Here is an 11,614-nt window from a genome sequence, read left to right on the forward strand (position 1 = left end):
GCGGGGGCCGCGAAGGCGCCCGCACGCAGGTCGGTATCGCGCAAATGGGAGGAAACTGATGGCCGCACTTGAGAAGATGTTCGATGTCAGAGGCAAGTCGGTGATCGTCACCGGCGGCGCCAGCGGCATTGGCCAGGCCTATGCAGAGATCATGGCCGAGCATGGCGCGAAGGTCTGCATCTTCGACCTGAATCCCGCCGGGCTGGAGAAGACCGTCGCCGCGATCAGGGCCGCGGGCGGCGAGGTCTGGGGCCAGATCGTCGATGTCGGCGACCGCGCGGCGATGGCTCGAGCCTTCGACAAGGTGGCCGAGAAGGCGGGCTCGATCGATGTCGTGTTCGCCAATGCCGGGATCGACGCCGGTCCCGGCTTCAACACCCCGACCGGCGAGAGGAATCCCGAAGGCGCCATCGAGAACCTGCCCGACGAGCACTGGGACAAGGTCATCGAAATCAATTTGACCTCGGTCTACACCACCATCAAGCACGCCGTCCGGCACATGAAGCCGAATGGCGGCGGCCAGATCATCGTCACATCATCCATCGCCTCGCTGATCAACGAGAGCATCGTGGGCACGCCCTACATGCCCGCCAAGGCCGCGGTGAACCATCTCGTGCGCCACATGGCGATGGAACTCGGCGCCTACAATATCCGCATCAACGCCATCCTGCCCGGACCGTTCATCACCAACATCGCCGGCGGCAGGCTGCGCAACCCGGCCGACCGCAAGGCCTTCGAAGCCCAGTCGCTCGTCGGCCGGATCGGCGATCCGGAAGAAATCAAAGGCCTGGCGCTTTATCTGGCGTCGCCCGCCGCGTCCTACGTGACCGGCTCGCTGATCGTCATCGATGGCGGCTCGCTGCTGCGCATGACTTGAACAAGCTTTGAACTGACGCCGGTTTCGTCGAGGGGACGGGCCGGCAAGACTTAACCAAGGGAGGAAACGACGATGACCTACTACAACAAACTCGTGAAATCGGGCTTGCCCAGCCGCCGGACCGTGCTGAAGGGAATTGGAGCCGGTATGGCCGCCAGCGCGCTGGCCATGCCGGCCTATGTGCGGGCCGCGACGGCGGGCAAGATCAAGCTGGGCTATCTCAGCCCCACCACCGGTCCGCTCGCCCTCTTCGGCGAGACAGACGGTTACACCTTGCAGAAGATCCGCGCCCTGCTCGGCGGCCAGCTGCAATGCGCCAACGGCAATACCTACGAGATCGAGATCCTCGATCGCGACAGCCAATCCAATCCGAACAAGGCATCGGAAATCGCCGGCAACCTCATCCTGAACGACGAGGTGCACCTGCTCGTTCCGGCTTCGACCACCGACACGATCCTGCCTGCGGCCGAACAGTCCGAACTCTATGAGACGCCGTGCATCTCCTCCGGCGCGCCCTGGCAGGCAGTGATCATGCCGCGCGGCGGCGGCAAGCAGACCTTTGACTGGACCTACCATTTCTTCTGGGGCCTCGACGAGGCGCTGAACACCTTCGTCGGGCTCTGGAACCATCTGGAGACCAACAAGAAGGTCGGGATGCTGTTCCCCCAGAACATCGACGGCGAGACCTGGGGCAACGACGAATACGGCCTGCCGGCACCGACCCGCAAGGCCGGCTACGAGGTCGTGGTGCCCGGCTATTTCCAGCCGCGCACCAATGATTTCTCCGCCCAGATCGCCGAGTTCAAGAAGCAGGGTTGCGACATCATCGGCGGCATCACCTATCCGGACGATTTGAAGACGTTCGTCACCCAGTGCAACCAGCAGGGCTACAAGCCGAAGGCGGTCACCGTGGCAGCAGCACTGCTGTTCCCAAGCGGCGTCGAGGCGATGGGTCCGCTCGGCAACGGCATGTCCTCCGAGGTCTGGTGGACGCCGGCCTTCCCGTTCAAGTCGTCGCTGACCGGGCAGGTCAGCCGCGACATCGCCGACCAGTGGGAAGCCGATGCGAAGCGGCAGTGGACGCAGCCGCTGGGCTATTCGCATGCCTTGCTGGAGGTCGCGCTGGACATATTGAAGCGCTCGTCCAATCCGCTCGACCGCCAGGCCAATCGCGACGCGCTGGTCGCCACCGATCTGCAGACGCTGGTCGGCCACATCAAGTTCGACGGTTCGCCACACAAGAACATCTGCAAGACGCCGATCTTCGGCGGCCAGTGGGTGAAGGGCGAGAAATGGCCCTACGATCTGAAGATCGTCGACAACACGGTCAATCAGCTCTTCGCACCGCAACAGGCGATCAAGCCGATCGCCTGGTGACATGAGCAGGGGCGCGGACGGATCCATGGACAGGGAAATCCTGCTGGCAGCGCGCGGCGTGTCGAAGTCCTTCGGCGCCGTCCGCGTCCTGCATGAGGTGAGTTTCGACGTGCATCGGGGCGAGGTGTTGGGCATCCTCGGCCCGAACGGGGCGGGCAAGACGACGCTGTTCAATATGATCAGTGGCGATTTGAAGGCGTCCGGTGGCGAGATCCAGCTCGGCGGCACGGCGCTCCGCCGCGAGCCGCCCTTCCGTCGCTGCCAGATGGGGATCGGGCGGACCTATCAGATCCCGCGCCCCTATTCCGGCATGACCACCTTCGAGAACCTGCTGGTCGCCGCCGCTTTCGGCGGCGGCCGGTCGGAGAAACAAAGCTATGCTTTCTGCGCCCAGGTGCTGCGCGATTGCGAGCTTTCCGACAAGGCCAATGTCTCGGCCGGCGCCCTGACGCTGCTCGACCGCAAGCGGCTGGAACTGGCGCGCGCGCTGGCCTCGGATCCGAAGCTGCTGCTGCTGGACGAGATCGCGGGCGGGCTGACCGACGATGAATCGAAAGCGCTGGTGGCGCTGGTGCGCCGCATCCGCGACCGCGGCATCACCATCGTCTGGATCGAGCATGTGCTGCACGCGCTGCTGGCGGTGGCCGACCGGCTGTTAGTGCTGAACTTCGGCGAGAAGATCGCCGAAGGCGTGCCGGCCGAGGTGATCGCGCTGCCCGAGGTCCAGCGTGTCTATATGGGGATCGAGGCATGACGGCCGTTCTTTCCACCCACGGGCTCCTGGCCCGCTATGGCGATTTCCAGGCGCTCTACGGCATCGACATCGAGCTGCACCAGGGTGAGGCCGTGGCTCTGATCGGCGCCAACGGGGCAGGCAAGTCCACCCTGCTGCGTTCGATCATGGGTCTGCTCCCGGTCGGACGCGAGATGGTGCGGCTGCACGGCGACCCCGTCGGTGGTACCGCGACAGACCGCATGGTGCAGAAGGGCGTCGCCATCGTGCCGGAGGGCCGCCGCCTGTTCACCGGCATGTCGGTCGAGGACAATCTGCGCGTCGCCATCGACCAGGCCGCGCGCATGGGCGCCAAGGGCGGATGGACGCTGCCACGGCTGCACCAGCTGTTCCCCATCCTCAAGGAGAAGGCCCGCACGCAGGTGCAGAGCCTCTCGGGCGGGCAGCAGCAGATGGTGGCCATCGGCCGCGCGCTGCTGTGCCAGCCGCGCGTCCTGCTCTGCGACGAGATCAGCCTCGGTCTTGCGCCCAAGGTGATCCGCGAGATCTATGCCGCCTTGCCCGAAATCCGCGCCACCGGGACGGCGATGATCGTGGTCGAACAGGATGTCGGCCTCGCCCGGACTGCCTCGGACCGTCTCTACTGCATGCTGGAAGGGCGCGTGACCCTGACCGGCAGGTCCGCCGAAATCACGCGCGAGCAGATCGGCAAAGCCTATTTTGGAGCGGGCCATGGAGTGGTTTGACGCCTTGGTGCAGGGAATCCTGCTGGGCGGCATGTATGCCCAGTACGTGCTCGGCATGGCGCTCATGTTCGGCGTCATGCGCATCGTCAACATCAGCCATGGCGATCTGGTGATCCTTCTGTCGCTGCTCGGTATCTCGATGGCGACGGCCTGGGGCCTGGGACCGCTGCCTGTGCTGATCGTGTTGGTGCCGCTGGCGGTGCTGATGGGCTGGGTGCTGCAGAAGGCCGTGCTGAACCGGGTGGTGGGCAGCGATCCGCTGCCTTCGCTGATCGCGACCTTCGGACTGTCGATCGCGCTGCAGAACCTGATGCTCCAAATCTGGTCCGCGAACAGCCGGTCGCTGCCCGGCCATGGGATCGAGAGTCAATCCATCGAGATAGGCAGTGTCTATATCGGCCTCTTGCCGCTGATCGTGCTGGCGGTCGCCACGGGTCTGACCTGGACCCTCGACCTGATGTTGAAGCGCACGCGCTTCGGCCGGGCGCTGCGCGCCGCTTCGGCCGATGTCGAGGCTGCGGCGATGACCGGTATCAACCCGCGCGCCGTCTATGCGATGGCGACGGCGGCGGCGGTCGGCATCCTGGGCTTTGCAGCCGTCTTCCAGGCGCTGCGGTCGACCGTCGCGCCGGCCGATGGACCTGCCCAGCTGATCTACGCGTTCGAGGCGGTGATCATCGGCGGCATGGGTACGGTATGGGGCGCCTTCGTCGGCTCGATGGTCCTCGGCATCTCGCAGGCCATCGGCTTCCGCATCGATCCGGGCTTTGGCGTGCTCGCCGGACACATCGTCTTCCTGATCGTGCTGGCGACCCGGCCGCAGGGTCTGTTCGGAAAGGCATTGTCATGAGTGCGATTTCCTATGTGGAAACCGAGGCGCCCGAGGTCCTGGTCCAGCGCCAGACTCGCTCCGGTCGGGTCGCGATGACGCTGGCGGTGCTGGCGGTGATCGCTGTCGCGGCCATGCCGTGGTGGGCCTCGACCGGCACGATCCGCTCGATCCTGGTGTTATGCTGCTACATCGCCGTGGCGCAGATGTGGAACCTGCTCGCCGGCTATGCCGGCCTTGTCTCGGTGGGCCAGCACGCCTTCATGGGCGCGGCCGGCTACGCGCTTTTCGTGTTGGCGCAGACTTACGGCATCAATCCTTTCGTGGCGGCCTTTCTGTCGCTGCTGGTGCCGGCCGCGCTGGCCGTGCCAATCTACCTTTTGCTTCATCGCCTGGACGGCCCGTATTTCTCGATCGGCACCTGGGTGGTGGCCGAGGTCTTCCGGCTGACCGCATCGAACCTGCCGCTGGTCAATTCCGGCGCGGGCATGTCGCTGCGCGTGATGAAGGACTATTCGGCCTTCGAGCGCAATGTCGCCATGTCGCTGCTCTGCGCCGGCATGCTGCTGGTCACGCTGGGCGGCAGCTACTGGCTGCTTCGCTCGCGCTTCGGCCTTGCGCTGATCGCCATGCGCGACAATCCGGTCGCGGCTGCCAGCCAGGGCGTGAATGTCGCAAAGCTGCGCTTCCTGGTCTACGTCGCGTCGGCGGTCGGCTGCGGCCTTGCGGGTGCGATCTACTTCATGGCGCAGTTGCGGATCACCCCGGGTTCGGCCTTCGATCCGATGTGGGCGAATGTGGCGATCTTCATCGTCATGGTTGGCGGGATCGGCTCCATCGAGGGCGTTCTGATCGGATCCCTGATCTTCTTCATCGCTGACCGCTGGTTCGGTGAATACGGCGCAACCTATTTCGTCGTCCTCGGCCTGATGACGCTGCTGGTGGCCCTCTATGCTCGCACCGGCATATGGGGCCTGATCTCGAAACGGTGGGATGCGCCATGGTTCCCGATCCGACGCAAGCTCGTCGATCCGGACCGCTGAGGGGAGGTTTTCATGAAAGCAGCCATCTTCGATACGGTCGGCAGTCCGCTGCGCGTCGGCACGGTGCCTGACCCGACCCCTGCGCCCGACGAGGTCGTCCTGCGTGTCGCCGCTTGCGGCATCTGCGGCAGTGACCTGCACATCACCGAGGATCCGGTGCCTTTCGGCATCGGGGGAGGTTTCGTCCTTGGCCATGAATTCGCCGGCGACATCATCGCGCTGGGATCACGCGTGGCGGACCTTCGGATCGGTGACCGTGTTGCCGTCGTGCCGATGCGCGGCTGCGGGCAATGCCAGGCCTGCAGGCGCGGCGATCCGGGCCGCTGTCCGGACATGGTGCTGATTGGCGGCGGCTATGCGCAATACGCGGCCGTCGCCGCGCGCCAATGCCATGTCCTGCCCGAAGAGGCGGCGATAGAGGATGGCGCGCTGGCCGAGCCGCTCTCGGTCGCGCTGCATTGCATCGTCCGCTCGGGCATGAAGCCGGGAGACCGGGTCGCCATACTGGGCGCCGGACCGATCGGCCTGCTCGTCGCCTTCTGGGCGCGGCGAATGGGGGCGTCGTGCGTGGTCGTGGCCGATATACACAGCCATCAGCGGGACCGCGCGCTGGCGCTCGGCGCGACCGGTTTCGCGCTATCGGGCAACAGGCTGGCCGAGAACCTTGCCGATCTCTGTGGCGGTGCGCCCGATATCGTCTTCGAATGCGTCGGCAAGCGCGGCCTCATCGACGCGGCCGTCAAGGCGGTCCGGCTGCAGGGCACGGTGGTCGGCGTCGGCCTGTGCATCGGCGGCGACGAATGGGACCCGTTCATCGCGCTGACCAAGGAAGTGAACCTGCTGTTCTCGGTCTTCTTCCATCAGCGCAACGAGTTCGACGTCGCCCTTGATGCGCTACGCGGCGGACCTTTCGCGCCGCAGGCGCTGATCACCGATCGGATCGACCTCTCACCGGTTCCGCAGGTCTTCGAGAGCCTTCGACGTCGCACGACGCAGTGCAAAGTGCTGATCCAGCCCGACCTTGTCTGAGGAGAAATAAGAATGACCGTCCAGTTCGAAACGCTCGAATACGATGTCGGCGGCATAAAAACGGTGGTGAAGGCCATCGGCAAGGGCAAGCCCGTGCTGTTCCTGCACGGCGCCTCGACCCTGGAAGGTTTCGACTTTGCAGCAGGTCTCGCCGACCGGTTCCGCGTTCTATGCCCCAGCCATCCGGGCTTCGGCTTTTCGGATGCCGCGCCGCATGTGGCCGCGATGTCCGACATGGTTCTGCATTACCTGAACCTGCTCGACGCTCTGAAACTGTCGGAGAAGCCTCATCTCATCGGCTTTTCGATGGGTGGCTGGATGGCGACCGAGCTGGCTGGCCTTGCCCGCGAGCGTTTCGAAAAGGTGGTGCTGATCGCGCCGGCAGGGCTCAACGATCCCGCACACCCGGCCACCGATCTCGGCGCGGTCGCGCCGCAGGAGCTGCCGGCCTTTCTGGCGCATGACGTCTCGGTGGCGTTGCGCTATTTCCCCGACGGCTCGGACCCGGCCTTTGCGGAGGCCTTCGGCGCCGATCGCGTCCGTGAGGGCGAGACGCTGGGCCGCCTGCTGGCGCCATTCGGCATGGGCCACCCGAATCTGCGCCGCTTCCTGGCGCGCATCACCAATCCGGCGCTGGTCGTCTGGGGCACCAAGGACCGTCTGCTGCCCGCAAGCCAGGCGCCACTCTTCGTCAAGTCGCTCCCGGATGCACGCCTGATCCTGGTCGAGGATGCCGGCCATTTCGTCATGCAGGAAAAACCCGAAACGCTGAGCAAGATCGGCGACTTTCTCGCCGGCTGATCACATTTCAAACAAGGAGGAGAAAACGATGAACAAACCCATCAAGCATGGCTCGTGGGGAACGACCGTCGACCATCGCGACCTGCTGAAGAAGATCGCGGAGATCGGGCCGATCCTGGAAGCCAATGCCGCCGCCGACGAGGAGAGCGGCGAACTGACCCAGCCTACCTTCGAGGCGCTGAAGCCGATGCGCATGTCGCATATCTTCGCCGCCGAAAGCCTTGGTGGCGCGCAACTGCCACCCACGCAGGGTCTTGAACTGATCGAGGCGATCACCTGGCATTCGGGCGCGGCGGGCTGGGTTTCGATGGTGCATTGCTGCATTGGCGCGATGTCGGCGGCCTTCCTGCCTGACAGTGCGGTCGCGCGGCTTTTCGCGCCGGGCACCGACAACCGCTTCTCGGGGCAGGGCGCGCCACTGGGCATGCTGAAGAAGGTCGACGGCGGCTACCGGCTGAACGGCAAGTGGAGCTATGGCAGCGGTTTCAGCCACGCCACCTACAGCCACAGCGCCGCCTTCGTCGACGACGGCGCCGGCAAGCCCGCCAAGGACGAGAACGGCAATGTCATCGTCATGTGCGCGCATGCGCCGATCTCCGAGCACAAGCAGCTCGGCAATTGGGACGTGCTGGGCCTCGGCGGCACCGGCAGCATCGACTATGCGGCCGAGGACGTCTTCATCGCAGACGATCTCGTCTTCCCGATCCTGACCGCGCCGCCGCTGCGCCAGAAGGAGTTCTTCAGCCTCGGTGTCGTGGGCCTTGCCGCCATCGGCCATACCGGCTGGGCGCTGGGTGCCGGCCGGCGGATGCTGGACGAGATCGCCAAGTTCGCCCGCTCGAAGTCGGGCCGCGCCGGGCTGATCGGCGAGAGCGAGAAGTTCTGGCACGACTATGGCCGCGCCGAGGCCCGCTATCGTGCCGCCCGCGCCTTTGTCTTCGAAACCTGGCGCGACGTCGAGGCGACGGTCGAGGCCGGCAACAGGATGTCGACGCGGCAGATCAGCCTTGTCCATCTGGCCAAGTCCGAGATTCACGAAGTCGGCGTCGATATCTGCAACTTCGCCTACCGCGCGGGTGGCGGCGCGTCGCTGCGCGCCGGCGTGATCCAGCGCACCTTCCGTGAGATGATGGTGGCGGCCAACCATTTCACGATCGCGCCGTCGATCGTCACCTCGGCCGGCCGCGATATCGGCGGCATGTGGAGCGACCGCGTCTGGCAGTTCTACGACCTGATCGAGAAGAAGTAGTCCGAAGGGCCGGACAGCGGACGCCGTCCGGCCCTCCTTTCCAAGCAGCAGAAGAGACATGTCGATGAGCTTGCCGCATCCGATGACCAACGCCTTCCGCGAAGCCTTTCGTCGCCATCCGGCGGGTGTCGCTGTGATCACGGCCGACCCCGGCGACAGACCGGTGGCGATGACCGTGTCCTCGCTGATCTCGGTGAGTGCCGCGCCGCCGGTCGTCGCCTTCTCGCTGTCGATGAAATCGACCTCGTCCGAGCCCTTGCTGCGGGCCGAGACCATGGTGATCCACCTGCTCCGCTTCACCGATATAGACTTGGCGCAACTCTGCGCGTCGAGCGGCGCGGAACGCTTCCCGCCCGGGGGCGCCTGGGCGCGGCTGCCCACCGGCGAGCCGCGCTATACCGGCGTTTCGACCTGGTTCCGCGCGCGCCGGCTCGGCCTGCTGCCGATCGAGGGCGCGACGCTGGTCGCGGCGGAACTGCTGGAAGGCGAGGTACAGCCGGACGAGGTCCCTCCGGAGGCGCATTCGCTGGTCTATCTCGACCGTCGCTGGCATCGCCTGCACAAGGAACTGGACGGCGTGGCCGAGCTTCTCGATTCGTCGCGGTTCCTCTAACCAGCAAGGCAATCGTGGTTCAAGCTCAAGCTCTGTCTTCGCGCACGGCATGCTTGCGTCAGTTGCTGTAACCCTAGATCAGCCCGCGCATCGTCAGTTCAGCCTTCAAATAGGCATAATAGATCGGCGCAGCAACAAGACCCGGCATACCGAACCAGGCCTCCATGAAAACCATCGCCAGAAGAAGCTCCCAGGCACGCGCATTGATCCGCGAACCGATAATCTTGGCGTTTGCGAAGTATTCGAGCTTGTGAATGACGATGAGAAAGGCAAGCGAGCCTAGAGCTGCAAGGAAGGAGATGCTGAGGCTGACAACCACGATCACCGTGTTGGAGATCAGATTGCCGATGACCGGCAGAAGTCCGGCGACGAAAGTCAGCGCTATCATCGTCCTGATGAATGGCAGATCGATGCCGAAGGACGGCAGCACAGCGACGAGATAGATCGAAGTTAGAAACGTATTCAACGCCGAAATCCGGATTTGCGAGAACACGATGTTGCGAAAGGCCTTGCTCAGTAAGTYGACACGATCCGCCAGCGCGTCCGCCAATGGGCCGCGCTCGCCCGATGGCGYCGCCGAGCTTACCGCGATCAAGCCGCCGATCACCATGCCGACGAYAATGTGGACCACCAGGACGCCGAAATCCCGACCGACGAGTTGAAGCTGGCCGGCATGCTCGCGGAGCCATTGGGCAGCGAAGACTTCCAGTTCCTCGATGTTCGACGGAAAATAGTCCATCGCCCAAGTTGGGAGATGGACGCGCGCGGTATCGATGATCTCGGCCATCTTCTTGAGGAGTGTCACGACGTTCTCCGAACCGCCAGTCAATTGCGACACGCCGCTAAAGATAGCAGCGGCTATCAGGAGCACGAAAGTCAATGCCACCAAGGTCAGCGCAAGGCTTTTCGTCAGGCTGCTGGAGACCCCGATTCGATGGAGCATCGGTGCGGCGAAATGAACGAGGTTGAACACGAGAAGGCCCGAAAGCAGTGCCGGAAGCAGGCCGAGTTCGAGAACGGCGACGAGCGCAACAAGCGCGAGCAGGCACGACGCGAGATAGAACCCTGGGAAGGTCAGCACTTTTCACCTGCAGAGGCAGCCAAGTCCTCTTCGGTTTCAGTTAATTGGATACCCGGTGATGCGCAAGCGAACAAGCGCCCAATACGTTTGTGAAGCTAGGCAGGTCGATAGCCGCCCCGGCTAACGTCCGGCCTTCGGATCCGCGTCTTCGGATGGATAGGGTCAAGAACTCCCGCAACGGCGCAGTCGCGAACGAAGTCGCGGAGCATCGTTTATGGGAGAGTCTGAGCGCCGAATGCGCTTAACCAACGCTCGCCGAATTCCGGCCGGATGATCGTCTGGGAATAATATCTCTGGCCCGGCACATGGTAAATGTACTCGCCGGTGTCGATGGAAATATTCCCCTTAATGTCGCAACTGCCAGAGCCTTCGGTAATGGCGCTCTTGGTGGAGGTGCCATCTATCCGACGCGCCGGGGCGAGATTGGGGCCAATACCAAGCCTCTCCGAGTTGCGCGGCCGTCGATGGGACGACCGCTTAAGCCAACAGAGAACGGCCCGACCATGAACTCTGCCGTCGCCGGCACTGCGCTCGCCAACGCGCTCGATGAGCCTGATACCATGGATCCGTTCTACACGGATTCGTCGCTGAACTCGCTGAAGCCAATGGCCGAATTCAAGGCGGCCTTTCAGTCGATCCCCCAGACCGCGTACCTCTGATTGTGCCCACGAAGCAGCAGTGAATGTGCTACATATTGCGATACCTATTGTGATACAAATTTGGTTTTTGAGCGAAGAAATGGTAATGAAAACAATAGCTTATAGGGCGGATCGATCCCAGCCAACGGTACCATTACTTTCCTCAATGAATTCAGCGCGTTGTCGCATGGGGTAGGGGCGTCCATACTCCGTTTCATGTCGCGCCATGTTGCAACCACTACCGTTGATTTTGTGTCCGTTCGACGTAGGACGCGACAGGGGTAAAGTGTGCATAGGGTGCACGACAACAAGCCTAAGAAGCACCATGACATCCTGGTTTTCTATCTCAAGCGGTCGGTGACGGCGGACGGTCGCATTTGCGCCGGTGACCTATGGCCTCGCCAGTCAAACTCTCGGGTAGTTTAATCCAGGGCGCGGGCCGGCGCGGCGGTTCACGCCGGCACAATCGCGGCTAGCTGGGAGAACCGACATCGAGGCGAGACGGCTTTTTTGCAACCATGCTGGACCAAACGCAGCAGGCCAAACTGGAAGTGTTACAGCCTTCCAAATTGCTTAAGGGGGCGTGGATCAATAGGGG

13 protein-coding genes are annotated in these 11,614 nt (G+C 63.7%); 11 read left to right on the top strand and 2 right to left on the bottom strand.

What is annotated here, in order from left to right; translation table 11 throughout:
- Positions 1 to 58: 58 nt before the first annotated feature.
- From AC1D0I_RS08760 to AC1D0I_RS08805, 10 genes are all read left to right on the top strand, one after another.
- Positions 59 to 877 (top strand): SDR family NAD(P)-dependent oxidoreductase, encoded by an 819-nt coding sequence (locus AC1D0I_RS08760; protein WP_477394401.1) that lies wholly within the window; start codon positions 59 to 61, stop codon positions 875 to 877.
- A gap of 72 nt (positions 878 to 949) precedes the next feature.
- A complete protein-coding gene (locus tag AC1D0I_RS08765) occupies positions 950 to 2,254 on the top strand; it encodes an ABC transporter substrate-binding protein (RefSeq protein WP_477394403.1) in 1,305 nt (434 codons plus the stop codon).
- Between the two features lie 25 nt (positions 2,255 to 2,279).
- On the top strand, positions 2,280 to 3,008 hold the full coding sequence (locus AC1D0I_RS08770; protein WP_477394405.1) for an ABC transporter ATP-binding protein: 729 nt from the start codon (positions 2,280 to 2,282) through the stop codon (positions 3,006 to 3,008).
- Entirely contained in the window at positions 3,005 to 3,733 is a 729-nt protein-coding gene (locus AC1D0I_RS08775) for an ABC transporter ATP-binding protein (protein WP_095789856.1), read from the top strand. The genes AC1D0I_RS08770 and AC1D0I_RS08775 overlap by 4 nt, the downstream gene beginning before the upstream one ends.
- On the top strand, positions 3,720 to 4,583 hold the full coding sequence (locus tag AC1D0I_RS08780) for a branched-chain amino acid ABC transporter permease (protein WP_477394407.1): 864 nt from the start codon (positions 3,720 to 3,722) through the stop codon (positions 4,581 to 4,583). Before AC1D0I_RS08775 ends, AC1D0I_RS08780 begins: the two co-directional genes overlap by 14 nt.
- Entirely contained in the window at positions 4,580 to 5,605 is a 1,026-nt protein-coding gene (locus tag AC1D0I_RS08785; protein WP_477394409.1) for a branched-chain amino acid ABC transporter permease, read from the top strand. The genes AC1D0I_RS08780 and AC1D0I_RS08785 overlap by 4 nt, the downstream gene beginning before the upstream one ends.
- Positions 5,606 to 5,617: 12 nt before the next feature.
- Entirely contained in the window at positions 5,618 to 6,634 is a 1,017-nt protein-coding gene (locus AC1D0I_RS08790; protein WP_477394411.1) for a zinc-dependent alcohol dehydrogenase, read from the top strand.
- A 12-nt stretch (positions 6,635 to 6,646) separates the two neighbouring features.
- Positions 6,647 to 7,435: an alpha/beta fold hydrolase gene (locus AC1D0I_RS08795; RefSeq protein WP_477394413.1), complete on the top strand. Its 789-nt coding sequence runs from the start codon at positions 6,647 to 6,649 to the stop codon at positions 7,433 to 7,435.
- 28 nt (positions 7,436 to 7,463) lie between these two features.
- Complete coding sequence (locus AC1D0I_RS08800) at positions 7,464 to 8,684, top strand: acyl-CoA dehydrogenase family protein (protein ID WP_477394415.1); 1,221 nt, start codon at positions 7,464 to 7,466, stop codon at positions 8,682 to 8,684.
- 64 nt (positions 8,685 to 8,748) lie between these two features.
- Positions 8,749 to 9,297 (top strand): flavin reductase family protein, encoded by a 549-nt coding sequence (locus AC1D0I_RS08805; protein ID WP_477394417.1) that lies wholly within the window; start codon positions 8,749 to 8,751, stop codon positions 9,295 to 9,297.
- 73 nt (positions 9,298 to 9,370) lie between these two features.
- On the opposite strand, the gene AC1D0I_RS08810 is transcribed toward AC1D0I_RS08805, so the two are convergent.
- Positions 9,371 to 10,378 (bottom strand): AI-2E family transporter, encoded by a 1,008-nt coding sequence (locus tag AC1D0I_RS08810; protein WP_477394419.1) that lies wholly within the window; start codon positions 10,376 to 10,378, stop codon positions 9,371 to 9,373.
- 212 nt (positions 10,379 to 10,590) lie between these two features.
- A complete protein-coding gene (locus AC1D0I_RS08815) occupies positions 10,591 to 10,812 on the bottom strand; it encodes a hypothetical protein (protein WP_477394431.1) in 222 nt (73 codons plus the stop codon).
- A gap of 69 nt (positions 10,813 to 10,881) precedes the next feature.
- Here AC1D0I_RS08815 and AC1D0I_RS08820 point away from each other — a divergent pair, with 69 nt between their 5' ends.
- The gene (locus AC1D0I_RS08820; protein ID WP_477394421.1) at positions 10,882 to 11,037 is read left to right on the top strand and encodes a hypothetical protein; all 156 of its coding nucleotides are present in this window, start codon (positions 10,882 to 10,884) and stop codon (positions 11,035 to 11,037) included.
- The last annotated feature ends 577 nt before the right edge of the window (positions 11,038 to 11,614 follow it).

This window comes from Mesorhizobium sp. P2_D1, assembly GCF_056404455.1.

What these genes read in the sequence shown, in the direction of transcription:
- AC1D0I_RS08785 (WP_477394409.1), top strand. Translation starts at nt 4,580, where the DNA reads ATGAGTGCGATTTCCTATGTGGAAACCGAGGCGCCCGAGGTCCTGGTC.
- AC1D0I_RS08770 (WP_477394405.1), top strand. Translation starts at nt 2,280, where the DNA reads ATGGACAGGGAAATCCTGCTGGCAGCGCGCGGCGTGTCGAAGTCCTTC.
- AC1D0I_RS08805 (WP_477394417.1), top strand. Translation starts at nt 8,749, where the DNA reads ATGAGCTTGCCGCATCCGATGACCAACGCCTTCCGCGAAGCCTTTCGT.
- AC1D0I_RS08800 (WP_477394415.1), top strand. Translation starts at nt 7,464, where the DNA reads ATGAACAAACCCATCAAGCATGGCTCGTGGGGAACGACCGTCGACCAT.
- AC1D0I_RS08760 (WP_477394401.1), top strand. Translation starts at nt 59, where the DNA reads ATGGCCGCACTTGAGAAGATGTTCGATGTCAGAGGCAAGTCGGTGATC.
- AC1D0I_RS08795 (WP_477394413.1), top strand. Translation starts at nt 6,647, where the DNA reads ATGACCGTCCAGTTCGAAACGCTCGAATACGATGTCGGCGGCATAAAA.
- AC1D0I_RS08775 (WP_095789856.1), top strand. Translation starts at nt 3,005, where the DNA reads ATGACGGCCGTTCTTTCCACCCACGGGCTCCTGGCCCGCTATGGCGAT.
- AC1D0I_RS08780 (WP_477394407.1), top strand. Translation starts at nt 3,720, where the DNA reads ATGGAGTGGTTTGACGCCTTGGTGCAGGGAATCCTGCTGGGCGGCATG.
- AC1D0I_RS08820 (WP_477394421.1), top strand. Translation starts at nt 10,882, where the DNA reads ATGAACTCTGCCGTCGCCGGCACTGCGCTCGCCAACGCGCTCGATGAG.
- AC1D0I_RS08765 (WP_477394403.1), top strand. Translation starts at nt 950, where the DNA reads ATGACCTACTACAACAAACTCGTGAAATCGGGCTTGCCCAGCCGCCGG.
- AC1D0I_RS08790 (WP_477394411.1), top strand. Translation starts at nt 5,618, where the DNA reads ATGAAAGCAGCCATCTTCGATACGGTCGGCAGTCCGCTGCGCGTCGGC.